Source organism: Streptomyces sp. NPDC058664, assembly GCF_042716635.1.
GTDB lineage: Bacteria > Actinomycetota > Actinomycetes > Streptomycetales > Streptomycetaceae > Streptomyces.
In genome coordinates, this window is record NZ_JBHXRW010000086.1 from 1 (window position 1) to 22,794 (window position 22,794).

Genomic DNA, 22,794 nt, shown 5'->3' on the forward strand with positions numbered 1-22,794 from the left:
GCAACACCAAGCCCGCGTCAGCCATTACAAACGACGCGGCCACATACCACCGGAAACTGCCCAACCATCAGACCAAAGACCGTTGCAGTACTAGGCCGTGTCTTCAAATGATCTTTAGTAGTGGATCATGGTCGGGTGATACGTCGCCATGAACTGTCGGACGCCGAGTGGGAGTTCGTCCGGCCGCTGCTGCCCAAGTCGTTGCGGGGCAGGAAGCGGTTGGACGATCGCATGGCGCTCAACGGGATCGTGTGGAAGTTCCGGACGGGGGTGGCCTGGCGGGATGTGCCCGAACGGTACGGTCCGTGGGCCACAGTGCACACCCGGTTCCGGCGGTGGGCTCTGGACGGAACATTCGAGCGGGTGCTGCAGAGCGCCCAGGCCAGGGCGGACGCGGCCTGGGACATCGACTGGCTCGTGTCGGTCGACTCCACCGTCGTCCGCGCCCACCAGCACGCCGCCGGGGCGAGAAAAGAGGGCTCCGCAGCCCTGCACTCGGACGTTCCCGAGGTGGCCTGACCAGCAAAATCCATCTGGCCTGCGACGGTGCCGGCCGTCCGCTCGCTTTCACGCTCACGGGCGGGAACATCAATGACTGCACCCAGTTCGCTGCGGTGATGGAAGCGATACGGGTGCCTCGCGTCGGCCCGGGACGGCTCCGAGTGCGGCCCTTCCACGTGCTGGGCGACAAGGGCTACAGTTCCCGGGCCATCCGCACCTGGCTGCGACGACGCAGCATCGGTCACACCCTCCCCGAGCGGGCCGACCAGGTCCGGAACCGGCTCCGGCGTGGCAGCCGCGGCGGGCGCCCACCGGCCTTCGACAAGCAGCGCTACAAACGGCGCAACGTGGTGGAACGCTGCTTCAATCGGCTGAAGCAGTGGCGTGGCATCGCTACTCGTTACGACAAGACCGCGGAGTCCTTCCAGGCAGCCGTCACTCTCGCGTCGCTCCTGATGTGGACGTGATGTTCCGACGGTGAGCGGCGGGTCATCAGAGATGGAGCTCCGTCTCCCAGTCCTCGAAGGGCGGCTCGACCCGATAGCTCGGGTCGCAGCACGTTCGAACCCACTGCGCGACCCGGTACTGCGCATCCCCGTCATTCAGCACCATGCCGTCGGCGTTGATTTGCAGCACATTGCTATAGATCGCGAAGACCTGTTCCAAGGAGGAGCCGGAGGGAAAAACGGTCGAGCGATAGTCGAACCCATCGAGCAGGTCCAGGTCGAGGGTGCCGTTCGCCAGGTAGAAAGCGAAGAGCCGGAGCGAAGCGCGCACGTCGACAGAAAGGTGTCCCACCAAGGCATCATGCGCAGCTACCGCACCGTCTTGGCAAGATCTTTTGAAGACGTCGCCTAGCCGGTCGATCACCCACATCCGGAGCATGAAGTCCTGCTGAGCCAACCGCGCAGAGGGTCCTCGGCGTTGTCGAGCATGCGCCAGTTCGCGAGCAGCGACAGCTTCGCCCACTGACGACGGGATTCCTGGGGGTGGCTGGAGTTGTAGGCCTGTCCCTGCGCGGCGACGCGTGCTGTCTCAATTCGCTGGCCGTGGGCGTCATGGATGAACGTCTGCAGCTGGTCGAGTGTCCACGTGCTCAAATCGCGGCCTGGTTCTTATCGATATGTGTCGCTACTCAAGGTCCCCCTTCCTGGTCGTAGGCATGCCGAGGCTGATGGCGGCCTTCTGGGACCGCCTGTCGATCTGGGCGAGCTTATCCTCGGCGCTGGCAAGGCTGACTTTCAGTCCTTCGACCTCGCCGAGCCAGCCCTCGCGCTCGGCCTCGGCGATGCGGGCGATGAGATTGAGCCTTTCCAACCTGAAGCCCCTGCCAGTCGGAGGACCCCGCAGCAGCTCCCCGGAGGCGCCAGTCAACTGGTGAAGACCTGGCCAGGAGCCCGTGCTGGACTCGGGTAGCCGATCAACGACAGTGCGCTGACCAGTGCGGATGCCAGGTTGGAAAAGGCTCACTGTCGCTGTCCATGTCATCGAGCGGCATCATGGGGGACTACTGTTCCCCACGGCTCGCGGCTCGCCGCGCTACAGAGACCGACCAGCCGATCGGGTGATTTTGTCCGCCCGGCACTGGCCGGGCGTGACCCCGACCAGCACCGAGTCGCCACCGTGGAACGGGTGTCCGTTGCACGATCCGCACCGGGCCCGCCCCGGCCAGGGCCCCTGCCCTTTCGGCAGAAGCCCCGTCCTCTTTGTTTCGATCCCTCAACTCGCACCATTGCGCGGGTCCATTTACGTGCCGTCGTGCGGCCCCGTGAGCAGACCGCGACTCCCATCGGCGACCGTACCCCTGAAGGGTGTGGGGGGCGGAACGAGGCAGTCCCCCGCAGCCTCAGTATCGGTCGTGTCCTGTGACGGTCCTCGTCGTTGCACGACTGGGTCGGAGCCCTCGCATCACTGGTGTCCGGCCGTTGCTGGGGCCGTGCCGGTGATGAGGTGTGACCACATTCGGTCGTGTGCGGCCTCGCGGCAGGCTGACGCTGAAGAAGGCGGTGGGCGTGGAGGGCAGAGCGGTGAGCGCGGTTGGACCGGTGCTGGACGTGCGGGATGTGCACAAGGGATACCGGCGGCGTCCGGTTTTGCGCGGGGTGTCGCTGGATCTCCGTCCGGGTCAGCTGGTGGGCATCGTCGGCGAGAACGGGGCCGGCAAGAGCACTCTGCTGCGGATCCTGGCCGGAGACCTCCCCGCGGACAGCGGCACCGTGGAGCGCGCGGGCCGGCTGGGCTGCTGCCCCCAGGAGACTGTGCTCCACCAGGCGTTCACCGTTGAGCAGCACCTGCAGTTCTTCCAGGCCGCTTACGGCATCAGCCATCTGACCCGGGCCTATGAGCTGCTGGAGGAGCTGAGCTTCAACGGCTACCGGCACGAGCGGGTGGAGACGCTCAGCGGTGGTACCCGCCAGAAGCTCAACCTGGTGCTCGCCCTGATGCATGATCCGCAGGTGCTGCTCCTGGACGAGCCGTACCAGGGCTTCGACTGGGAGACGTATCTGCGGTTCTGGGATGTGGCTGCAGCTGTGCGAGACCGGGGTTGCGCGGTACTGGTGGTCTCCCACCTCGCCTACGACGCCTCCCGTCTGGACAGCTTGTACCGCCTGGACGGCGGGGTGCTGCGGGAGACCGAGCGGACCGACACGATCGGGGTGGCCTCGTGAAGCGCTGGCAGACCTGCACGGCGATGCGGTTCGCGCTGATCGAACAGGCCCGTAACCGGCTGGCGCTGCTCATCGTGCTCCTGTTCGTTCCGCTATGGACCACGTTGGCCTACGCGGTGGTGGCGCGGACACCGCTGCGGTTCTACGTCCGGCCGGTCGGGCGTTTCGTGGTCATGGACGGCAACGTGCTGACCCAGGTCGTCGGGGCGCTGCAGGCTCTCACGCTGGTCGTCGCGTTCATGATGTTCGTCGCCACCGCCCGCTCCGCCGTTTTCGACCGGCGTCTGGTGCAGGCTGGGTTTCCGCGCTCCTGTCTGGCCCTGGCGAAGTGCGTCTCGCTCGTACTGGTGGCGGCTGCTGTCGCCGTCTATGTCACCACGTGGATGCATCTGTTCTGGCGGCCGGTGCAGCCGGTGGTGTTCGCCGCCGGGATGTTCACCGGGGCGCTGATCTACGGCAGCATCGGCATCGTGCTCGCCGCCGTGGTGCGCAGTGAACTGGCGGGCATGTTCCTGGCCATCATGATCAGCTCGATCGATCTGCTGCTGCAGAACCCGCTGATCAACCCGGAATCCGACAGCGCTCTGGTGCGGTACCTGCCGGCCCACGGCGCGGTGCAGACCGCAGTGACGGCCGCTGGCCTGCACGCGATGCCCTGGAGCTGCCTGCTGCTGGGCTTCGGGTGGGCGCTGGGCATGGCGGCAGTCGGTATGACCGCCTTCGCCCTGCGCACCCGCGCCACCCGGTCGGCACGAGCATCCGTGCCAGGTGTGGTGGAGACCGCTTCGGTGCCGTGACCAGGGCTGTTCGATGTCGTTGTGCCGGTGGGCGTATCCGCTCGACAGGTGTCGCGAGGCAGGGGGCATGAGTGTCCGAGCAGCAGATCGCGGTGGTGACCGAGCGGGAAGCAGGCCCGGCGCTTCGTGCCCACTGCCCCGGTATGCCGGCCCGCAGCGACGCGCGCTGTGCGTGGCTCATCAGCGACGGCTTCGAGCCGAGGAACTGGATGCTGGCCCTGGCGCCGCTGCTCGGATGGCACGCCGCCGGCGCCACGGGAGTCGGGTGGGGCCTGTTCGCGGCCCTGTTCACCAGTGTGCTGCCCTCGGTGGCCCTTCGCCTGGGTGAACGCCGCAGCTACTGGAGCGACCGGCATGTACGGCAGCGCCGGGAGCGTTTGGTAGCCGGTCCCGTCGTCCTGGCCTCGGTCATCACCGGTACAGGGCTGCTGTACGGGCTGGAAGCCACACCTGCCGTCCGCGCACTGGTGGCGGCGATGCTGGCCGTGTTGCTGGTGCTGATGGTGATCACCTTCTTCTGGAAGGTGTCGGTGCATTCCGCGGTCGCGGCTGGTTCCCTGGCGGTTCTCGCCTCGCTCTACGGGCCGTGGTGGGCGCTGTCCGCCCCGCTGGTGGCGTTGATCGGCTGGTCACGGGTGCGGCTGCGGTGCCACACCGTCGCCCAGGTGGCCGTCGGAGCGTGCGTGGGCGCGGTCGTCAGCGGCGTGGCCTTCGATCTCCTGCGATGACAGAGATGACACAGATGCGAACGTTCCTCCCTCCCAGCGCCGCCGATCTCTTCCTGCGCGACCTGGAACAACGCGCCGAGCACCCGGACGCCACCTCGACCATCGGTGGGGTGCTGCATCTGTCCGGCGCCGTTCCCGAGCTGCTTGACCTCCAGGAATACGTGGCCGCGCGCCTGCCTCATCTTCCGTGCCTGACGCACTTCCTGCGCGGTGACGGCCGGCGGGCTCGGTGGGTACCTGCCGTTCCTGACCCAGCCGATCACGTTGCCGCACGTCGCGTGGGCAGGGGGCCGGAAGCTCTCGAAGCTGCGGTGCAGGATTTGATGCGCGCTCCTTGGCCCGAGGGCGTCCCGGCCTGGCGCCTGGTCCTGCTGCACGGACACGTCCCCGACGGGTTTGCGCTGCTCTACCTGGTCCACCACGCCGTCCAAGACGGCGGCACCATCGTCGCGGTCTTGGAGAACCTCTTCGGCCCGGATGCGGCCGCCGGGCGGCCTGCGCCGGTACCGCGGACACCGTCCGCCGAGCCGCGGCCCCGGCTGCGGCAGGTACGGCGCAGCGCTGCCATCCTGCTGCGGCATGCCCGCAAGCACCATGTGTGGACCTCGCCCGTGCAGCCGCTTTCCAGCCGCCGTCGCACCTCGTGGGCCCGGGTGCCTGTGGCGTTGCTCAAGGCCGCGGCCCGTGCCGGCGGCGCCGGCATCAACGACGTCTACCTCACCGCCCTGGGCCACGCGATCGCCGGGTGGGCGAGCACCGCCTGGCCGCGTGCCGCCCGGGCCCCCATTCCCGTCATGGTTCCCGTCAGCCTGCGCACGGCCGACGAGTGGGCGGTCCCTGGCAATCGCCTCTTCCTGACGCGGGTCGATCTTCCGGGCGGCCTCCCGCCCCTCGCCCAGCGGCTCGCCGGCACCAGCGCGGTCACCGCTGCTCTCAAGCTGCCCGGACACCGAGCCGTACTCCGTGCCGCTCTCACCCGCCTGCCTGCCGGGCTTCTCAGGCGCCTCGTGGCCGTGAGCACCGCCCCGGGCCGGCTCACCCTCGCCGCTTCCTTCCTGGTGATGCGCAAGCGCCTCCGCTACGGCGAGGCGGTGGTGAACCGGGTCGATCCCGTCATGTGCTGCCCGCCTGGGGCGCCCCTGGCGGTCGTCATGCTGATCTACGCGGGTGAGGCGAGTCTGTGCTTCCGCATCGACGAAGCCCTCCCCGGCGCCGACACCTTGCCCGAACTGTGGCGGCAGGCCCTGGAAGACCTGTCGACAACCGGTGGCCGGCCGACGACCAGCTCCGGAGCCACTACGGCAGCAGGAACGGCAACCGCCCCGGGGCGACCTGTGGAGTGATCTCGTCCCGGGGCGGCCCGTGGAGTGATCACAGAGCCCGTTCGATGCTCCACAGCGGCAGGTGTTCGAAGAGGGTGACGGCCTCCTCACGCCAGCGCGGGCGCCAGCCAGCAGCTTCGGCCGAAGCCAGTTCCGCATAACGACGCATGTCCGCCCGCAGCTTCTGCTCGACCCCGTGGCTGGTGGCGATCTCCCGGACAGCGGCCACCGTCTCCGGCGTGCAGGAGGAGTCGCCAAGCGTGGCTTCCACCACCGCCTGCTCGGTGCCGCTCACGGCCGCCAGCAGAGCAGCGACGGTGTAGCTGCGCTTGCCGCTGCGCAGGTCGCTGCCGGTGGACTTGCCCATGGCCTGCGTGTTGCTGAACAGGTCGAGGTAGTCGTCCCGCATCTGCTCGTAGATCCCGACGAGCCGCGCGTAGCGGCGCAGTTCCGCATCGAAGCGGACCGGGTCCTCGCCCGCGGCGAGCAGACCCAGCTGCAGGGGGGCGAGAATCGAGTAGCGGGCGCTTTTGTAGTCGGAAACGGCGTGCAGCAATTCCGCGGAGGGGAGGTCGGTGAAGTCCCGCTCGATGTCGGTGATCTGGCCCACGATCATGGCGGAGGCCGCTGCGGTCTGCACACCGACCATCGCGTGGCGCACCGTGAGCGCGGCCGGGGAGTCGAGGAGGACCCGCAGGGACAGGGCCAGCGCGAGGTCACCGGCGAGGACGGCGAGTCCGAGGGCTCCCTGTGGGTGCTGGGGGAACTTCTCACGGTAGGCGTAGTAGGTGGACGCCCCGCCCCGGCGGACGGGGCCGTCGTCGATGATGTCGTCGTGGACCAGGGCGTGCGTCTGCAGCAGTTCGACGCTCAGTGCGGCCTCCTCCAGGCCGCGCACCGGATCGGGTGTCACGAGGCGGGCCGCCTCGTAGAGCAATGCCACCCGCAACCGCTTGCCGCCCCGCACCGACAGGTCCCGCAAGAGGTCGAGGCACTCGGGCGTGAACCGGCTGGATGACGGTGCGTCGAAGGTGTCCGCCAGGGTGCGGAAGTACTGCTCGAACCGTGCGTTGAAACGGACTGCGCAGGCGGCGAAACGCTCTGCGACCTGTTCGGCGGGGAGTGCGGTGTCGGTCATGAGGAGACTTCCGTCCATGATGCCGGGCGCACGCGAGATCGCGGCGCAAGGAGTGCGAAAGTGCGGTGTCCGGCCGGGCGTGCCGGAAGCCGCCGACGGGTTCAGGAGGTGTACTGGGTGGCGGTGATGGCCAGCCCGTGCAGCGCCCGGGACACTGCCGGCGGAAGCGCCGCCGCATCCAGCACTCGCGAGACCTGTGCGCGACGGGAAGCGATCATGTGCTCGGTGCGCCGCCGCGCTCCGGTCTCCTCCAGGATGGCCCGCACCTCGGCCGCCCCGTACTCGTCGAGATCGGCCCTGCCTACCAGGCGGCGCAGGCGACGCTGTTGCGCCGGGGTGGCCGCACGCAGGCTCAGAGCAAGGAGAACGGTGCGCTTTCCCTCCCGCAGGTCTCCCAGGCCGGGCGCGCACGCACCATCCGTGCTGCCGAAGACGTCCAGCAGGTCGTCCCTGATCTGGAACGCCTCCCCCAGGGGCAGCCCCAGCGCTGTGCACAGGTCCATGGTGGTGTCATCAGCGCCGGCAACGGCGGCTCCCAGCTGCAGAGGACGCTCGACCGTCGCGGTGGCGGTCTTGTAACGGACGATCCGCAACGCCGCGTCGACGTCGTCATCGGGACCAGCGCCCATCACGTCCAGGTACTGGCCGTACATCACCTCCTCCAGCATCGCGTCGTACAGTCCATGCACCGCTCGGCGCCGCTGGACGGACAGTTCGGCGGTGTGCAGCAACTCTTGCGCCCAGATCAGGGCAAGATTTCCGACCAGGAGGGCACCGCCGGCACCGAGCCGCTCCGCCCGCGAGGACGGACCAAGGCGCGTACGCAGGGCGCGGTGGACCGCAGGACGACCGCGACGGGTGGCCGAATCGTCCATGATGTCGTCGTGGATAAGCGCGAACGCCACGAACAGCTCCAGCGACGCCGCCACTCTCAGGATTGCCGCCCTGTCCTCGCTCCCGCCTGCGGCATGCCAGCCCACCACGCACAGCAGGGCCCGGATGCGTTTGCCGCCCGCAGCAAGGAAGTTCCGCAGGGTGTCCGCGACCTCTGGGGGATGACTCCTGACGGTAGCCGCACGCGCCTTGTCCTCCAGGAACTCCTCCAGCACCGCATCGACCTGCTCCCGCACGGCACCCAGATCGATATCCTGAACGTCCATCACGCCCGAAGTCACCGGCCGGCCCTCCCGACAAGACGCACGGGCGGGCGGCCGTGATTCACGGGCGACGGGACTCCGCGGCCACGGTTGACCGATAGGGGTCGGCTGTCTTCGGATCCCGTCCGGCCATGCGGCCGGACCACCCACTTGATCTTCATGCTTGATCAACGATTAGGACGGCCCCAGAGCACGCCCTGACCACCATGGGCCATTCTCGACATCGCACACCCAGGCGAGATCCCACTCGCCCTGATCACCGCATGTGACGACAGCTCGCCAACTATCCTGCGTAAACCTTGCCAACTACATGGCGTCACGACTTTCTGAGCAGGGCCAACGCAAGGATGCACTTGCCAACTCCGCGCTCCGGACCACGTGCGGCCCGTGGACGGCGTCTCCTACGACCAGGTGCCCACCGAGTACCTTCCGAAGCCGTCGCTCGTGGGCCAGGTCCTCGGGCCGCGCCGCCCGTCGGGCTGGGTGATGGCGAGGGCTGGCGGCCGCGGAAGGTCCGTTCGACGACCCCACGGGTCTTGCCCGGGCCGGAGCCGTGCGGGACACTGCGTCGGGCGATCTTGGGTGTGATGCCGCGGGCCCGGAGGATGCGGCGTTACGTGTCGTAGTCGTAGCCGCGGTCGGCGAACAGCCGGCCCGGTCGATGCCTGGGATGCCCGCGGAGCCCGCGGATGCGGGGGATCGCGTCCAGTAGCGGTGTCAGCTGGGTGACGTCGTGCCGGTTTCCGCCGGTCAGGGTGACGACGAGGGGTATGCCGTGCCGGTCGACGATCAGGTGGTGCTTGCTGCCCGGCCGGGCGCGGTCAACCGGCGAAGGTCCGGTGTGAGCCCCCCTTTCAGCGCCCTGACGTGCGAGGCGTCGATCAAGGCATCGTCCATGTCCAGCAGGCCGGCTTTGCGTGGTTCGGCCAGGAGTGCTTCGTGCAGACGGGGCCGGACACCGGCCTCGGTCCAGTCCCGCAGACGCCGCCAGGCCGTCACCCCCACTGCACCCGGTCGGCGCCCTGCCGTCCTCGCCAGAGCCTTGCACGCAGCTTGTAGCACCTTGATCACTTTACGCGAAGGTGCTGTTGAGAGCAGGCGACGCAGAACTCCGTTGGAAGTCCGAGTGGGGTGGCCGCCGACTACCGTCCGCGATGAGTGCACGACAGTTTCACCATGGCCGGCCATCGCCCGACCTCACACGCTGCGGGCAGAGACGCTTGGCATCTCTGCGAGGCGCACCAGCGATCACCCCTGGCCGCACAATCACCACTACTACACACGGGTCTTGACTCGCTGCGGTGAGCACCTCGTGTCAGCTCAGGCGGGAAGGGGTGCACGCGCCGTCTCGCGTCGGATTGCGTGGGTGATGGCGCGCGCCTCGATGCCGGCCTGGCGAAGGACACCTGTGAGGGGGTTGGTGTATCCGGCGAAGTACAGGCCCGCGGCTTCGGGGTGGGTCCGTGCTCCCAGGGCGAGGGGTCGCCCAGCCTCGTCGAGTACGCCCAGGGACCCCACCAGCTCGTGCAGGTTGGACCGGTACCCGGTGGCTGCGATGACCGTGTGCGGTCGCAGTCGGGTGCCGTCGGCCAGCAGCACGTCGGGGCCGTCGAACGCCTGGACGGCCTCGACCGGCTCGACTCGCCCGGTGCGGACGGCGTCCACGAAGCCGTGGTCGAGCACCGGGTTGACCCCTTCACGGGCGTTGCGGGTGTACAGGCCCGTGCGGGGCCGTGGAAGCCCTCGTGACGTCAGATCGGGCACCGTGAGTTGCTGCGTGAGCAGGGAGGTTCGGTCGCGCCACGCGAGCGGGAGGGCATCGGTCAGCCGACCGACCGCATGCCATCGGGCGCTGGAGCGGGGCAGGATGTTGGGTGGGGTACGGACGGCGATGTGTACCCGTTCGGCTCCGGCCCCGGCCAGGACGCTGGCGATCTCGGTACCGCTGTTTCCGGCGCCGACCACCAGGACGTGCTGCCCGCGGTAGGGGTCCGGAGAGCGGTAGTGGGCCGAGTGCAGCAGCGTGCCGGTGAAAGTCGAACGCCCGGGCCAGTGGGGGAGATTCGGAGTATGGCAGCGGCCGGTGGCCACCACGACGGCACCAGCGGGCACTGGGCCGTCGGGGGTGTGGACCTGCCACCGCGCTCCCGTACCGGGCTCGGCCCGTTCGATGCGCTGCACCGGGGTGGTCACCCGGACATCGAGTCGGTGATGGGCGACGTACCTTTCCAGGTATCGCACATAGTCGTCCCGGCTCACCCATGGGCCGGCCTGGCGCGGCACCGGCAGGCCGGGGAGTTTCGAGGTGCCGGGGGTGGTGTGCAGCCTCAGGTGGTCATAGCGCTGCGCCCAGCTCGCTCCTACCCGTTGCGACCGTTCCAGGATGACGGTCGGCACGCCGGAGCGGCGCAACAGCGCGGCGGCGGCCAGGCCGTGGGGGCCCGCTCCGATCACGATCGTGGGAGCACTGTGGTCTGGCTGTGGTGTCGAGGGCATCGCCTCCTACAACGGCGCAGCGCGGTTCAGGTCACGCGCGGCCTGGAAGCACATGGCCTGCGGGGGTGGCGATGCCGATGGTCCACCGGAACAGCGATGAGTGCCGTTACACCGGCGATGCGAACTCGTTGAACCTCGCAACAGTCGCCACTTTGCGCAAGGACCGGTCTTCGCCCAGGTCCGGACCGTCCGGGCCAGATGCAGCTGAGCAGCCGGCATCCGGACGAGCCGTGGAGGACATGAGCCTGCGCGGCCGGCGTCTGTGGCGGGCTTGTCCTTGGGGCCGGATGGGCCGGCTCACCACGCCGATCCGATCTTTCGCGAGGCACATGTGCAGGCAGTAACGACGCGCCACCAGTCCCGGCTACAGATCGGCGGAGTCTGCAAGGACTACGGCAGGAGGCAGGTCCTGCGCGACGTCGACCTTGATGTGCCGGCCGGAACTCTGCTGGGAGTCGTCGGCGAGAACGGGGCCGGCAAGAGCACTCTGCTGCAGATCGCCGTCGGACAACTCACACCCGACCGCGGAACGGTGACACGGACCGGGGCCGTGGGGTACTGCCCGCAACGAGCGGTGCTGAACGATGCGTTCACCGTCGGACAGCATTTGCGGTTGTTCCAGATGGCCTACCGGCTGCCAACACTGGAGCGCGCAGGCGAGCTGATGGAACTGCTCGCTCTGACCGGCTGCCGGCGACAGCCGGTCGGCGAGCTCAGTGGCGGAACCCGACAGAAGCTGAACTTGCTGATCGCTCTCATGCACGACCCGCAGCTGCTGGTCCTGGACGAGCCCTACCAGGGCTTCGACTGGGACACCCACCAGCGGTTCTGGACCCTGGCCGCCGATCTGCGCGATCAGGGCCGGGCGATCATCGTGGTGTCGCACCTACTGCACGACCTCCACCACTTCGATGCGATCGCTCATCTGCGCCAGGGGCGTCTGCACTTCGAGGAGACCCACCGTTGAGGCTTTCCTGGACGGCATTCACCGAACTGCTGCGCTGCACCCTGCTGGGCCACCTGCGCAACCGGCTGGCCTTGGTTCTGGCCATCGCGTTCCTCCCAGTCTGGATCGCGGTGGCACGCCTGTGTACCTCTGACGAAGTGGTGCACATCTGGCTGGCCGCCCTCAGTGCCACCGTCTCCGCCCCGGCCAGTCAGGCGGGCCAAGTGGCCAGCGCGCTCGGCGCCGTCACCATGGTCGCCGGCTTCATCACCTTCACCGAGACCTTCCAGTCCCGGCAGATGGACCACCGTCTGCTGCTGGCCGGCTACCCCCGCCTGCCGATGCTGCTGGCCAAACTCGCTGCCATCGCCCTCACCGCCGCCCTGCTGGCCTTCTACACCACGATCGTGCTCTGGATCTCCCTGCCCGTACGCCACCCAGGCCCCCTGGCGCTGGCCCTCGCAGGGGCCGGCCTCGCCTACGGCGGGATCGGCCTCCTGCTCGGTTCTCTGGTCCGCGGCGAGCTGGAAGGCTTCTTCCTCATCATCATGCTCAGCCTGGTCGACACCGGCCTGCAGAACCCTGTCTTCAACACACTCATGGATGTGGCAGGCGTGTCCGCGCTTCCTTTGTACGGCGTGAACCAGCTGGCGCTCAGCTCAGCCCTGACCCCACAGATCCCCTGGTCCCACGGCCTGCTCTCCCTCGCCTGGTGCACCGCAACCGGCGGCCTGGCACTGCTCGTCCTGCACACCCATCGCCCCTCCCCCTCATCGCGGTTCCGCAGGACACGGGCCCGGGCAGGGTGATCACGGGGCGGTGGCGGCGTAGCCAGGGAGCTGGCGTTGTGAGGACCAGTCGGCGCCGTTGGTGGAGGACAGCAGCTGCACCTCGTTCGCCGAGGTCCCGGTGTAGGCCAGGTACAGCTGGCCCCTGTAGGAGGCCAGGGCCGGGGCGTGGTGGGTGACGAGTCCGGGGACCCGGCCGAAGGGGGTCCAGGTGTCGCCGTCGCGGCGGCTGACGTAGATCTCGTTGCCCCAGCCGCGCACCGCGCAGTACAGCTTGTTGTCGTGGACGGCCAGGACGGGGGCGGAGGGCGTCGCGCTTGTGGGCCAGGGCCGGACCGGGGGTGTCCAGACGTTCTTGCCGCCGGAGAAGACCGGGATGGTGTGCTGGGCGGTGGGGCCGGCCCACTTCAGGTAGAGGCGGAAGACGCCGCCGTCCCCGACGAAGTCGACGCTGCGGCTCTGGCCGGGCTGCGCGGCCAGAGCCGTGAGCACGGCCCGGTCGAAGACGAGGATGTGTTCCTGGATGAAGTCGTCGTCGTTGCGCAGCCAGGCGATGAGTTCTTCGATGAGGCGCACGATGAACGAGCCGAGCATGATCCATTCGGCCATGTTCTCCCACTGGCCCGAGGGCAGCGGACCGATCAGCTCGGAGAACTTCGCCAGTTCCTCGGAGATGAGGTGCAGTTTGTGTCCCAGCTCGTCGTAGAACTCGCTGGTGCTGTCGTCGGCTTCCCAGCAGGCGATGTGACAGGCCACCGACTTGCTGACGGCCCCGTCGAAAAGGGTGGTGTTCTCGTTGGTGAAGTGGCGCCACTCGCCGGTGTTCAGCGAGCCGTACTCCCCGGTCCGGTGGGCGCGCTTGTCCCCACCGTCGGCACCCGAGCTCAGCGCCCGGTAGATCTCGTCGTCGCCCGGCTCCCCGTTGGTGGCGTCCACGCAGTGGAACTTCTCCAGCAGGATCCGGGCGTGCACGTTCGCGGCCGGCTGCGCGATGGGCGCGGAAGACGTCACCAGGGTGAGGCCGTAGCCGGCCTCCGCCACCGCCTGGCCGAACTCGGTACGGACAGGCTCTCCGTGCCCTCGCCGGTGCCGATGTCGACCACGTTCACGTTCGGCTGCCCGGAGACGGCCTCCATCTGGGAGTTGTCCTTGAGCAGATCCTCGGTGGAGTACCCCTCGGCCAGCGGACGCGCCGTCACCGCCCGGGGCAGCAGATCGGGCGCACGGCGCGAACTCTCCTCGGTGAACACCCACCCCACCTCACGGATCTCCTCCTGGCTGAACAGGTGCCCCAGCGGTGCCAGCAGCCCCGCCTCCAGGTCCGTCAGCTCCATCCTCGCATCCAGCCGGGCCGCTCCCCGCAGTAGCACCCCGAACAGCAGAGCCGAATCCCGCGGCGCCGCCGCCAGCCGCTGCCTCCCGCTCCGTCGTCGCGCGGCCCTGCAACCGCGCACGCAGCCGTTCCACCCGTTCGCCTGGGGACAAAGGCTCAGACGCCGCAGAAACCCCCTTCAGGGATGAGACGCCTTCAGCCCAGGAAGAGGACCGGGGTACATGCCCCGACCATCCCAAGACGTCCACTCTGCGCAACAGATCCTTTACGGAAAGTTCCAAACTTGGCCGGGTGTCGGTGTACTCCAGAAAGTGCTCAGGCAGGTACGGACGAAGGCGCCCAGCCAACAGCACAAATCAGGATTGCTCAGGCAGCGTCGAAGCCGCTGCTCGCAAGGGCCTGTAGGTAGGGGTTCTGTCGTGTCACGGGTTGCCTCGAGAAGATCAGAGCGAGAGCGTCCCTCAGCGACTGCTTCACCACGCTGTCGAACTCACCTGCCAGGCAGTGCCCTTCTGCGGGGCGGAAGTGCCAGCCCTCCCGGGTGGCGTATCGAGTGCGCAACCTGATTCGTCCTTTTTCCCGCGTGAAGTGCCATTCGTCCTGTCGGTCGGACAGTTCGAACACTGCGATCCTGCCTTCACGGAGCGTGACCCTTGCGGCATGAAGCATGAGGACAAAGTCCAGAACGCAGACGGAGGTCGCGGCATCGGAGAAGTCGCCATTACCGATCCGAAGGCTGACGTCGACCTTAAAGTTGTCCCAAATGAAGGCAGACTGGGTGAGCTCCTCAACCACCGTGGGCTCGCGGAAGGCGTCGAGCGGGACCCAATCAGGGCCCCAGGACTCGTCTTTGGGGTTGGGAACGAAGCTGAGTGAAGGCGCTGTGGTTATGCTCACCGCCCCAGAATGCCGGACGAGGTGGCGGCCCCTGTAGGTCAGGCAACGTTGGTGTCGCGTTCGATGGCGGCGAGCCGGTTCTTGAGTCGGTAGCTGGGGCCGTTGATGGAGACGACGTCGCAGTGGTGCAGGAGTCGGTCGAGGATGGCTGTGGCGAGGACTTCGCCACCGAACACCTGTCCCCATTCGCTGAAGGTCTTGTTCGACGTCAGGATGATCGAGCCCTTTTCGTAGCGCTTCGAGATCACCTGGAACACCAGGTTCGCCTCAGCGCGCTCGAGGGGCTGGTAGCCGACTTCGTCGACGACGAGAACGCCAGCACGAAGATAGGTGCGGAGTTTACTGTTGAGGCGTCCGGCCGCCTCGGCGACCTTGAGCTGGCGGACCATGTCGTCGAGGGTCGTGAAGTAGACGGAGAAGCCGGTCCGGCAAGCGGCGACCGAGAGTGCGACGGCGATGTGAGTCTTGCCGACCCCGGGCGGACCCAGCAGGGCCGCGTTGGCCTTGGCCTCGACGAAGGCGAGGGTGGCGAGATCTTTGATCTTGCGGGGATCAAGTTCGGGCTGGAAGGCGAAGTCGTACTCATCGAGCGTTTTGTGGTGCGGCAACTTGGACAGCCGCAAGCCCTGCCGGAAGCACCGGTCATCGCGAACGGCGAGTTCCTCAGCCAGGACCAGGTCGAGGAAGTCGAGGTAGCCCATCTTGGCCTCGTCTGCCCGGCCGGCGTACTGGTTCAGGCTCTCGGCCAGGTGGGGCAGGCCGAGCTTGGCGGCCGTGCTGCGGATTCGGGTGCTGACCAGCTCACTCAACTGGGCTCCTCCGGCGTGGGGTGGGTGGTGAAGGGACGGGTCCCGGTCAGTTCGTCATAGACCGACAGAGGTCTGCGGCCGACCTCGACGCGGACGGCCGCGGCCCGGTTCAGGAGAGCCATCAGCGAGGCGGCCGTCTCCTCGCCGAGTGCGTTCTGATGGCGGGGCTGCCGAGGAACGTCACCTGTAGTGGTCCGCCGGTTCCGGCCGTCTGGAAGACCGTCCCAGTGCTTCTCGTCGACGACGCAGGCTCCGCGGCCGACGGCCCTTGGGTGGATGGCCAGCAGGGTGTCGCCGTTGGCGTCAGGGACGGTGGAATGCAGGGTGATCTGGGACTTCATGGCCCTGACTTCCACCAGCTGACGTGGGCGAATCTTTCGGGCCGGGACCGAGTAGAGGTTCGCGTCGAAGGCGACCAGGCAGTCTTTGCCGACGTAGCGAAGGTGCCGCTGAGTGACCATGTAGGGCGTCGCCGGCAGCGGTCGCAAAGCCATGTGGTCGCGGATCGCGCGGTGCCCGATCACCTCGCCGTGGGTGCCGTGGGACTTCGCCCGGCGCAACAGCACCCAAGCGTTGAAAGCGGAGTCCAGCTCCTCGATGGAGGAGAAGGACCGTCCGGCCAGGACGTGGTCCCGGACGATCAGGACTTGCCGCTCGACACGGCCTTTCCCGGTGGGACGGTAGGCGGCCAGCACGTCGATGTCGAAGTCGTAGTGCCCTGCGAACCCGACCGCCTCCGGGTGCAGCGGAACGGCCTCGCCCGGCGCGACGTGGCGTCGGACGACGGTCTTGGTGCGGTCGTAGACGATCGACATCGGCACCCCGCCGAAGTGGGCGAACGCCTGCCGGTGACAGTCGAAGAAGGTGGCCAGGTCCTGGCTGGTGGTGAAGCAACAGAACGGATCTCGCGAGTAGGACAAGGTCATGTGGAACGAGTAGACCTTCGGGATGCCGACGTGGGCGAGGATCTGCCCTTCGTCTCCCCAGTCGACTTGTGCCTGCGCTCCGGGCACGACCTCGAACCTGCGGTGCAGGCCGGCCAGCTCGCCCGGGCTGATGCCCAGTTCCCCCGCGATCCGCGGCCGGGCCTCCTGCATGTAGAGCTTGACCCGCTGGTAGGTGCCGGTGAAGCCGTACTCGGCCACCAGCCGCTCGTGAACCACGGCACCTTTGATCAGAATCTCGGACCGCAGCATCGCGTCGATCAACGCCGCGACCTCGTCCACCTTCCGCCGGCGGCCATGTCCCGGCGCAGCCCGACGCGGTGGGGCGACCGGGCCTTCAGAGGACAGGTACTTGCGGACCGTGCGGCGGTTGAGCCCGGTCTCCTTTGCAATTTCCGACAGGCTCATCGCCCCGGACTCGAACAGCCCGCGGAAGCGTCGAAGCTCCATCCATCGTTGCGGGTCCAAGACCACGGTCAGCCGCCCTCCGCCGCCCCTTCACAGGCCGGCAGCAGACTGCCCACGATCAGTCCGCGGTACGTCAGGAAGTGGGCACGTTCATCCGTACGTGCCTGGGCACGTTCACGTGTACGCCGACACCGGGCGATACACCACGCACACCGCGCAGCGCCCGACAGACAACGCCCGGCGCAGCCACCGGTTCTGCAAACGGCCCTGCAAGCACCAGGGCTCCTCCCTGGCCCAGCCGGAGCCGGAGGCGGAGGCGGAGGCGGAGGCGGAGGCGGAGGCGGAGGCGGAGGCGGAGGCGGAGGCGGAGGCGGAGGCGGAGGCGGAGGCGGAGGCGGAGGCGAAACGGCCGTCGCTCGGGCGGCGTAGCCCTACTTCGTCAGGCTGATGGGTTTGCAGTCGGGGGTGGCGCAGACGAGCTCGCTCTGGTCGTCGGGAAGCAGCCGGCTCGCGATCCGCTTCGGTGCAGGGCGTGCCTCGTACTCGGCCAGGATGCTCCCGGAGGCGTCCACGACGGTGATGAGGGAGGAGACGATCGTTCCGCCGGTGAGGACGAGGGTGGGCACCGATCCCCGGTAGCGGACGCTGAACAGGCCCACGTCCTCGGCCTTGACGTCGGCCGGCGCGACCACGGTGAGGCCGGTGGCCTGCCGGTGGGCGGGTGCGAGTACACCTCAACCGCATAGGCGCTGCCTGAAAGCAGCATCCCAGTACCCATCGCCGCGACGGCAGCTGCGGCCCCCCTCAAGAACCCGCGGCGGTCGCTCTCGGCGCTGGCCATCCCGCGTTCAGTCATCCGGCTGATCTCCAAATTTCTCCACTGCAACTGGGCAACCCAGCCACCCCGAGGAAGACAACACCGGTGCAGCACACGCCCGCGACCATGAAGAAAGAGGCAAGATCCCCAACGATCACAAGGAGAACGCCCGATCCCGGCACCCGTCACGGCCAGCTCCCAAGAAGTACCGCGCGCCCGCTGATGGTCGCGCAGGCATTGCAGTGCGGCGTGCCGGGCGAGGGCTAGAACATGGTGTTGTCGTTCTTGGAGGTGGGCGGGATCACCTGGAGGACGTCCCAGTGTTCGACGATCTTGCCACCGGCGTCGAAACGGAAGATATCGATGCCGGCGTACTCCTCGTCGGGCCAGATTTGGTGGCAGTGCAGGATCACGTGGTCGCCGTCAGCGAAGGCGCGCTTGACCTCCACCCGCTTGCCCGGGTACTCGGCGGCCATGCGCTCGAAGTAGTCGATGAACGGCTGTTTGCCGTCGCCGACGTGTGGATTGTGCTGGATGTAGGTGTCGCCGGCGTACTGGTCGATGGCCTCGGCGGGGCGGCACTGGTTGAACATCAGGTCGTAGAACGCCTGCGCCGTGGCCTTGTTCTTCTCCGGGTCGCTCATGTTTCCACCGTAGGGTCGGCCGCCAGGTGCAGCACGGCGAGTACGTCGAGACTCCAGCGACCGGCCCAACTCTGCATGCACGGGAGCGGACCCTTCAGCTGGGCCATCAGCTCGCGGTTGGCGGCCTGGGCCGCTGCGAGGTCCTCGCCCTGGTCCTGGAGCTTGAGTTCCAGGTCGACCACCTGTTGTTTGAGAGTGGTGAGCCGGGCCTTGAGTTGTTCGGTGCCCTCGGACCCACCGATGCCGCACTCACGCCAGACCTGCTCGCCAAGGACTTCACTGAGCCGCGTTTCGAGACGGCGGGCGTGAGCGGCGAGACGGGCGGTGCGGGCGTCGGCGGCGAGCAGGTCGGCTTGGAGGGAGGCCCGGCTGACGGCCGGCCCGCGGTCGCCGGGGACGGTGGGCGGTTCAGCGGCCTGGGCGTGGACCTGGCCGAGCAGGTAGCGGGAGATGGTGTCGATCAGGTCGGGGAAGCGGCCCTCCCGCCGGGCCTGGGCCAGCCTCGCAGACAGCCGCCGGTGCATCGGCGGCGTGTGCGGCAGCACGCCCTCGGAGACCAGCCGGTACATGACCTGCCTCAACGTGACCTTCGACGGCGCGTCCCCGTCCACGATCTGCCGCGCCCGCTCCACGACGAGGGGCCACCGGATCCGTTCACGAGCCATACCAGTACATGTGCCCCTCCTCGGCCACCGGCCCCCCGGGAACGGATGACCTCTTCCCTCGGCTATCGCGAGGAAAGACACCTCATGCGGCTACTGAGGTTTTCGGATCGTCGTCGGGTGGTGACGGTTCATGATCCTCGCGGTATGCCGGTGGGATGAGGTATCCGGAAGGTGGGGGCCTGACCGCTGAGCGGCGGGCGTTTCGTGAGGGGATCCGGCTTCAGGCCGGGCAGCGGTTCGCGGCGGGTGAGAAGACCGCGGCGATCGCGCAGGACCTGCGGGTGAGCGTGCGGTCGGTGGAACGCTGGCGTCGTTCCTGGCGCGAAGGAGGCATGGAAGCCCTGCGCTCCACGGGACCGGCCAACTCCCCGACCGTCACCGACGCCCAGTTCGCCGTGCTCGAGGAGGAACTCGGCAAGGGACCGGCCGCACACGGCTTCGACGATCAGCGCTGGACCCTGGCCCGGGTCCAGACCGTGACCCGCCGCCGACTGCGCCTGACGCTGTCGGTGGCCACGGTCTGGCGGCTGCTGAAACGGCACGGCTGGTCCTGGCAGGCAACCGCCCGCCAAGCACTCGAACGCGACGAGCACGCCGTCGAGCTGTGGAGGAAGGCGGTCTGGCCCCGGGTAAAAGGCTCGCGGCGGCGTCCGGGGCCTGGATCGTCTTCGAGGACGAGGCCGGCTTCTCGATGACTCCGCCCCGTGCCCCCACCTGGGGCCGACGCGGACACATCCCCGTCATCCACGTCCGCGGCCGCTCCCGTCGCCGGACCTCCATCGCCGCCCTGTGCTGCTACAAACCCGGCGAGACGAGCCGCCTCATTCACCGGCCCCGCGCTCATCTCCGCCTCAAGGGTGCACGCAAGAGTTTCTCCTGGCAGGACTACCGCGACCTCCTGGTCCGCGCGCACATCCAGCTCGGCGGGCCGATCGTGGTGGTCTGGGACAATCTCCATACTCATCTGGCCGCAGGGCTGAAGCGGTACGAGGCCGAGCACGACTGAGCCTTTTCCAACCTGAAGCACCTGCCAGTCGGAGGGCCCCGCAGCAGTTCCCCGGAGGCGCCAGTCAACAGGTGAAGACCTGCCCAGGAGCCCGTGCTGGACTCGGGTAGCCGGTCAACGACAGTGCGGATGCCAGGTTGGAAAAGGCTCCGTAATGAAGCCCCTGGTAGATGGGTTTTCGACCAAGAGAACCGGCTCCACCAGAGGCTTCACGTGCTTGTCTACCCGTCGGGTGTCGACGTGTCCAGCTCCGCCCTCCGCTTCCTCACGCAGCAGTTGCGGCGCCACCGCCGCGCGATCGGCTCCCGGTGGCGGCGCCTGACCGCCGGCCGTCAGTCCCTGCTCCCCCTCGCCCATCTGCGGATGGGACATACCTACGCCCAGCTCGCGGCCGGGTTCGGCGTCGGCACCACGACGGCCTACCGCTACGTCACCGAGGCGGTCGGGCTCCTGGCCGCCCTCGCCCCCGGCCTGACCGACGCGATGCGGACCGCATCGGCGAAGGCGTACCTGATCCTGGACGGCACCCGGCTGGCCATCGACCGCATTGCCGCGGACCGGCCGTTCTACTCCGGCAAGCACAAGAGGCACGGGATGAACGTGCAGGTCATCGCCGACCCCTTCGGCCGGTTGCTGTGGACCTCACCAGCCCTGCCCGGCGCCGTCCACGACGTCCGCGCGGCCCGCGAACACGGCATCGTCGACGCCCTCGCCGAGGCAGACATCCCGTGCTGGGCCGACAAGGGATACCGAGGTGCCGGCGGCACGGTCCGCATCCCGTGCTGGGGACGGTGGGAGACCCTCTCCACAGGCCAGCAGGCGGTCAACCGGTCCCACGCGAAGATCCGGGCCCTCGTCGAGAAGGCCGTCGCCACCCTCAAGTCCTGGCGGCTCCTCCGCAAACTGCGGTGCTCGACCACCCGGATCACCAGCATCGTCCAAGCCATCCTTACCCTGCATCTGACCAGCTCAAAGTGAGGATGGAAAAGGCTCACTGAGCCCTCGCCCACCTCGAACCCAGACCCTTCCGACAAGGCCCGCATGAGCTACGCAGTCACCCCTGATGAACTGATCCGCCGGTACGGCCTCTCAGGCGCGGTCTACTTTCCGCGCTATGAGCACCGGCCGCGTCTCCACGAGAGGACCGCAGGGTTCCTGAGTGCGGTAGGACTCCCCCACAACGATGAGTTCATGACGCGAACCGAGGGCGAGCCGATCCTTCTGTCCGAGAAGTTCTCGGACCCGGAGAAGGACGGCGTCCTTCCTGCCGAGTGCGGTTCCTGGCTCGAACTCGGATGGTTCCAGCACATGACGATCGCCCTGGACCCGGCCAATGGCAAGGTATACGTCTTCCCCGAAGGCACCCCCCTGGATGAATACCAGCCCCTGCACCGAGACGTAGAGTCCCTGGTCTACACGCTCCTGGCCTACGAGCAGTTCGTCGCCGCCTGCGGATCCGGCAACGACTTCGACGAGCTCGAGTCCCGCTTCAAAGACAAGATCGAATCGTTCGACCCCATCCCGTTCTCCGACGAGGACTCTCCCTGGGCCCGCGTCATCGACGACATCCTCGAGTCAAGCTGGACCGCCTGAGGACCGCCCCTCCGGAGAGCAACACGGCCCAAGGCCAGCAGCTCGTCGTACCGGGCATGTCGCGATCACGAGGGGGAAGGTCTCTCGCCCGCCGGGGCACAGCCATCTCTCTGGCCGCCCTCGCCGCCCACACCAACCGGTCCAAGACCGACCGGGACCCTGCCAAGCTGAAAAATGAACTTCACCATAACCCCTCAGAACGTGACCGACGTCCACGGACTGAACGGCGTCACCTACTTCCCCCACCTCGTCGGCAGCCGTATGCACCCCGGCACAGCCAGGTTCCTGGTCACCGTGGGACTGCCCTCGAGCAAGCTGTTCTCCACCAGGCTCGACCTCGACACCCCCGGCCGGCTCGAGTGTCGGCCGTCCCTCAAGGCAGCCTTCGACGCCGACGGTCGTAGTTTCGGGCCTCGACCAGACGCGTCGGCATGACGGAGGTGCCGGGCTGCCGCTGGCGGATTGCCTACCCGCACAGGCCTGGCGGGAGCCGCCGCCCCGAGGGTGCTCCTCTGTAGGCCGTCTACTCTTCGTTGATGGCGGTGTACTCGATGGTAACCGTCTCGACGGCAGCATCCGAGCAAGATCCACCTGGACTGCGACGGACGGGGCCGGCCAATCGCCTTCGTCGTCACGGGCGGCAACACCAACGACTGCACCCGGTTCACCACGGTGACGTAAGCGATCCGGGTGCCCCGCCTCGGACCGGGTCGGCCCCGCACCCGGCCTGATCACGTCCTGGGCGACAAGGGCTACAGCTCGAAGGCGATCCGCACCTGGCTCCGCTGCCGCGGCATCCCGCACACCATTCCCGAGCGGGCCGACCAGGTCCGCAACCGGGCCCGGCGAGGCAGCCGCGGCGGCCGCCCGCCGGCCTTCGACCGCGAGGTCAACAAGCACCGCAACGTGGTGGAACGGTGCTTCAACCGCCTGAAACAGTGGCGCGGCATCGCCACCCCGTACGACAAGACCGCCCAGTCCTACGAAGCAGCCGTCACCCTCGCATCAGTCCTGATGTGGGCGTGACATTTGACGACAGAACCTAGTACTGCAACGGTCTTTGGTCTGATGGTTGGGCAGTTTCCGGTGGTATGTGGCCGCGTCGTTTGTAATGGCTGACGCGGGCTTGGTGTTGC

The 22,794-nt window shown here is 68.0% G+C and carries 24 protein-coding genes and 5 pseudogenes; 14 read left to right on the top strand and 15 right to left on the bottom strand.

Going from position 1 to position 22,794, the window contains the following annotated elements; genetic code table 11:
* The first annotated feature begins 138 nt into the window (after window positions 1-138).
* A pseudogene (locus tag ACFWUY_RS37635) lies at window positions 139-968 on the top strand (IS5 family transposase).
* A gap of 25 nt (window positions 969-993) precedes the next feature.
* On the opposite strand, the gene ACFWUY_RS37640 reads toward ACFWUY_RS37635, so the two are convergent.
* Both ACFWUY_RS37640 and ACFWUY_RS37645 read right to left on the bottom strand, forming a co-directional pair.
* The gene (locus tag ACFWUY_RS37640; protein WP_384120721.1) at window positions 994-1,404 is read right to left on the bottom strand and encodes a hypothetical protein; all 411 of its coding nucleotides are present in this window, start codon (window positions 1,402-1,404) and stop codon (window positions 994-996) included.
* Between the two features lie 228 nt (window positions 1,405-1,632).
* Entirely contained in the window at window positions 1,633-1,818 is a 186-nt protein-coding gene (locus ACFWUY_RS37645; RefSeq protein ID WP_384120723.1) for a hypothetical protein, read from the bottom strand.
* A 731-nt stretch (window positions 1,819-2,549) separates the two neighbouring features.
* On the opposite strand from ACFWUY_RS37645, the gene ACFWUY_RS37650 reads away from it, so the two are divergent.
* The 4 genes from ACFWUY_RS37650 (at window position 2,550) to ACFWUY_RS37665 (ending at window position 6,038) form a co-directional block, all read left to right on the top strand.
* Complete coding sequence (locus ACFWUY_RS37650; RefSeq protein ID WP_384120772.1) at window positions 2,550-3,170, top strand: ABC transporter ATP-binding protein; 621 nt, start codon at window positions 2,550-2,552, stop codon at window positions 3,168-3,170.
* Window positions 3,167-3,967 (top strand): ABC transporter permease, encoded by an 801-nt coding sequence (locus tag ACFWUY_RS37655; protein ID WP_384120727.1) that lies wholly within the window; start codon window positions 3,167-3,169, stop codon window positions 3,965-3,967. The genes ACFWUY_RS37650 and ACFWUY_RS37655 overlap by 4 nt, the downstream gene beginning before the upstream one ends.
* A gap of 71 nt (window positions 3,968-4,038) precedes the next feature.
* A complete protein-coding gene (locus ACFWUY_RS37660) occupies window positions 4,039-4,695 on the top strand; it encodes a hypothetical protein (RefSeq protein WP_384120730.1) in 657 nt (218 codons plus the stop codon).
* 5 nt (window positions 4,696-4,700) lie between these two features.
* A complete protein-coding gene (locus tag ACFWUY_RS37665) occupies window positions 4,701-6,038 on the top strand; it encodes a wax ester/triacylglycerol synthase domain-containing protein (RefSeq protein WP_384120734.1) in 1,338 nt (445 codons plus the stop codon).
* Window positions 6,039-6,066: 28 nt separating this feature from the next.
* On the opposite strand, the gene ACFWUY_RS37670 is transcribed toward ACFWUY_RS37665, so the two are convergent.
* The 4 genes and pseudogenes from ACFWUY_RS37670 to ACFWUY_RS37685 all read right to left on the bottom strand — a co-directional run bounded on the left by ACFWUY_RS37670 (window position 6,067) and on the right by ACFWUY_RS37685 (window position 10,808).
* The gene (locus tag ACFWUY_RS37670) at window positions 6,067-7,155 is read right to left on the bottom strand and encodes a polyprenyl synthetase family protein (RefSeq protein WP_384120736.1); all 1,089 of its coding nucleotides are present in this window, start codon (window positions 7,153-7,155) and stop codon (window positions 6,067-6,069) included.
* Window positions 7,156-7,256: 101 nt separating this feature from the next.
* Window positions 7,257-8,330 carry a polyprenyl synthetase family protein gene (locus tag ACFWUY_RS37675; RefSeq protein WP_384120738.1) on the bottom strand — a complete coding sequence of 358 codons (1,074 nt, stop codon included), beginning with the start codon at window positions 8,328-8,330 and terminating at the stop codon, window positions 7,257-7,259.
* Window positions 8,331-8,823: 493 nt separating this feature from the next.
* A pseudogene (locus tag ACFWUY_RS37680) lies at window positions 8,824-9,314 on the bottom strand (IS5 family transposase); the annotation flags it as partial.
* Between the two features lie 318 nt (window positions 9,315-9,632).
* Entirely contained in the window at window positions 9,633-10,808 is a 1,176-nt protein-coding gene (locus ACFWUY_RS37685; RefSeq protein ID WP_384120740.1) for a flavin-containing monooxygenase, read from the bottom strand.
* 370 nt (window positions 10,809-11,178) lie between these two features.
* Here ACFWUY_RS37685 and ACFWUY_RS37690 point away from each other — a divergent pair, with 370 nt between their 5' ends.
* Together ACFWUY_RS37690 and ACFWUY_RS37695 are read left to right on the top strand one after the other, a co-directional pair.
* The gene (locus ACFWUY_RS37690) at window positions 11,179-11,775 is read left to right on the top strand and encodes an ABC transporter ATP-binding protein (RefSeq protein WP_384120773.1); all 597 of its coding nucleotides are present in this window, start codon (window positions 11,179-11,181) and stop codon (window positions 11,773-11,775) included.
* Window positions 11,772-12,563: a hypothetical protein gene (locus tag ACFWUY_RS37695; RefSeq protein WP_384120742.1), complete on the top strand. Its 792-nt coding sequence runs from the start codon at window positions 11,772-11,774 to the stop codon at window positions 12,561-12,563. Before ACFWUY_RS37690 ends, ACFWUY_RS37695 begins: the two co-directional genes overlap by 4 nt.
* On the opposite strand, the gene ACFWUY_RS37700 is transcribed toward ACFWUY_RS37695, so the two are convergent.
* The 5 genes from ACFWUY_RS37700 to istA form a co-directional block, all read right to left on the bottom strand.
* Entirely contained in the window at window positions 12,564-13,553 is a 990-nt protein-coding gene (locus ACFWUY_RS37700; RefSeq protein ID WP_384120745.1) for a hypothetical protein, read from the bottom strand.
* A complete protein-coding gene (locus ACFWUY_RS37705) occupies window positions 13,550-13,876 on the bottom strand; it encodes a hypothetical protein (RefSeq protein WP_384120747.1) in 327 nt (108 codons plus the stop codon). The genes ACFWUY_RS37700 and ACFWUY_RS37705 overlap by 4 nt, the downstream gene beginning before the upstream one ends.
* A gap of 365 nt (window positions 13,877-14,241) precedes the next feature.
* Window positions 14,242-14,772, bottom strand: coding sequence for a hypothetical protein (locus ACFWUY_RS37710; RefSeq protein ID WP_384120750.1), 531 nt, complete (start codon window positions 14,770-14,772; stop codon window positions 14,242-14,244).
* 38 nt (window positions 14,773-14,810) lie between these two features.
* Window positions 14,811-15,581: an IS21-like element helper ATPase IstB gene (istB, locus tag ACFWUY_RS37715; protein WP_384120753.1), complete on the bottom strand. Its 771-nt coding sequence runs from the start codon at window positions 15,579-15,581 to the stop codon at window positions 14,811-14,813.
* Complete coding sequence (istA, locus tag ACFWUY_RS37720; protein WP_384120756.1) at window positions 15,578-16,975, bottom strand: IS21 family transposase; 1,398 nt, start codon at window positions 16,973-16,975, stop codon at window positions 15,578-15,580. Before istA ends, istB begins: the two co-directional genes overlap by 4 nt.
* Window positions 16,976-17,093: 118 nt before the next feature.
* On the opposite strand from istA, the gene ACFWUY_RS37725 reads away from it, so the two are divergent.
* Complete coding sequence (locus ACFWUY_RS37725) at window positions 17,094-17,381, top strand: hypothetical protein (protein ID WP_384120758.1); 288 nt, start codon at window positions 17,094-17,096, stop codon at window positions 17,379-17,381.
* Here the strand turns inward: ACFWUY_RS37725 and ACFWUY_RS37730 are convergent.
* From ACFWUY_RS37730 to ACFWUY_RS37745, 4 genes and pseudogenes are all read right to left on the bottom strand, one after another.
* The gene (locus ACFWUY_RS37730; protein ID WP_384120775.1) at window positions 17,365-17,625 is read right to left on the bottom strand and encodes a hypothetical protein; all 261 of its coding nucleotides are present in this window, start codon (window positions 17,623-17,625) and stop codon (window positions 17,365-17,367) included. The two genes, ACFWUY_RS37725 and ACFWUY_RS37730, sit on opposite strands and share 17 nt — an antisense overlap.
* Window positions 17,626-17,690: 65 nt before the next feature.
* Window positions 17,691-17,789 (bottom strand): annotated as a pseudogene (locus ACFWUY_RS37735) (twin-arginine translocation signal domain-containing protein); the annotation flags it as partial.
* Between the two features lie 224 nt (window positions 17,790-18,013).
* Window positions 18,014-18,394 (bottom strand): nuclear transport factor 2 family protein, encoded by a 381-nt coding sequence (locus ACFWUY_RS37740; RefSeq protein WP_384120759.1) that lies wholly within the window; start codon window positions 18,392-18,394, stop codon window positions 18,014-18,016.
* On the bottom strand, window positions 18,391-19,059 hold the full coding sequence (locus ACFWUY_RS37745) for a hypothetical protein (protein ID WP_384120761.1): 669 nt from the start codon (window positions 19,057-19,059) through the stop codon (window positions 18,391-18,393). The genes ACFWUY_RS37740 and ACFWUY_RS37745 overlap by 4 nt, the downstream gene beginning before the upstream one ends.
* A gap of 155 nt (window positions 19,060-19,214) precedes the next feature.
* Between ACFWUY_RS37745 and ACFWUY_RS37750 the strand changes: the two genes are divergently transcribed.
* The 6 genes and pseudogenes from ACFWUY_RS37750 to ACFWUY_RS37775 form a co-directional block, all read left to right on the top strand.
* Window positions 19,215-19,754, top strand: coding sequence for a winged helix-turn-helix domain-containing protein (locus ACFWUY_RS37750; protein ID WP_384120764.1), 540 nt, complete (start codon window positions 19,215-19,217; stop codon window positions 19,752-19,754).
* A pseudogene (locus ACFWUY_RS37755) lies at window positions 19,751-20,062 on the top strand (DDE endonuclease); the annotation flags it as partial. The gene ACFWUY_RS37750 and the pseudogene ACFWUY_RS37755, both read left to right, overlap by 4 nt.
* A gap of 216 nt (window positions 20,063-20,278) precedes the next feature.
* Window positions 20,279-21,043, top strand: a complete 765-nt coding sequence (locus tag ACFWUY_RS37760) for a transposase family protein (RefSeq protein ID WP_384120766.1) — start codon at window positions 20,279-20,281, stop codon at window positions 21,041-21,043.
* 63 nt (window positions 21,044-21,106) lie between these two features.
* The gene (locus ACFWUY_RS37765) at window positions 21,107-21,658 is read left to right on the top strand and encodes an SUKH-4 family immunity protein (protein WP_384120768.1); all 552 of its coding nucleotides are present in this window, start codon (window positions 21,107-21,109) and stop codon (window positions 21,656-21,658) included.
* 174 nt (window positions 21,659-21,832) lie between these two features.
* Window positions 21,833-22,093: a hypothetical protein gene (locus tag ACFWUY_RS37770; protein WP_384120770.1), complete on the top strand. Its 261-nt coding sequence runs from the start codon at window positions 21,833-21,835 to the stop codon at window positions 22,091-22,093.
* Window positions 22,094-22,240: 147 nt separating this feature from the next.
* A pseudogene (locus ACFWUY_RS37775) lies at window positions 22,241-22,684 on the top strand (IS5 family transposase); the annotation flags it as partial.
* Window positions 22,685-22,794: the final 110 nt, after the last annotated feature.

Coding starts and splice junctions, on each gene's coding strand:
- ACFWUY_RS37665 (WP_384120734.1), top strand. CDS start 4,701: ATGACACAGATGCGAACGTTCCTCCCTCCCAGCGCCGCCGATCTCTTC.
- ACFWUY_RS37670 (WP_384120736.1), bottom strand. CDS start 7,155: ATGACCGACACCGCACTCCCCGCCGAACAGGTCGCAGAGCGTTTCGCC.
- ACFWUY_RS37685 (WP_384120740.1), bottom strand. CDS start 10,808: ATGCCCTCGACACCACAGCCAGACCACAGTGCTCCCACGATCGTGATC.
- ACFWUY_RS37705 (WP_384120747.1), bottom strand. CDS start 13,876: ATGGAGCTGACGGACCTGGAGGCGGGGCTGCTGGCACCGCTGGGGCAC.
- istA (WP_384120756.1), bottom strand. CDS start 16,975: ATGGAGCTTCGACGCTTCCGCGGGCTGTTCGAGTCCGGGGCGATGAGC.
- ACFWUY_RS37740 (WP_384120759.1), bottom strand. CDS start 18,394: ATGAGCGACCCGGAGAAGAACAAGGCCACGGCGCAGGCGTTCTACGAC.
- ACFWUY_RS37745 (WP_384120761.1), bottom strand. CDS start 19,059: ATGGCTCGTGAACGGATCCGGTGGCCCCTCGTCGTGGAGCGGGCGCGG.
- ACFWUY_RS37750 (WP_384120764.1), top strand. CDS start 19,215: ATGAGGTATCCGGAAGGTGGGGGCCTGACCGCTGAGCGGCGGGCGTTT.
- ACFWUY_RS37765 (WP_384120768.1), top strand. CDS start 21,107: ATGAGCTACGCAGTCACCCCTGATGAACTGATCCGCCGGTACGGCCTC.
- ACFWUY_RS37770 (WP_384120770.1), top strand. CDS start 21,833: ATGAACTTCACCATAACCCCTCAGAACGTGACCGACGTCCACGGACTG.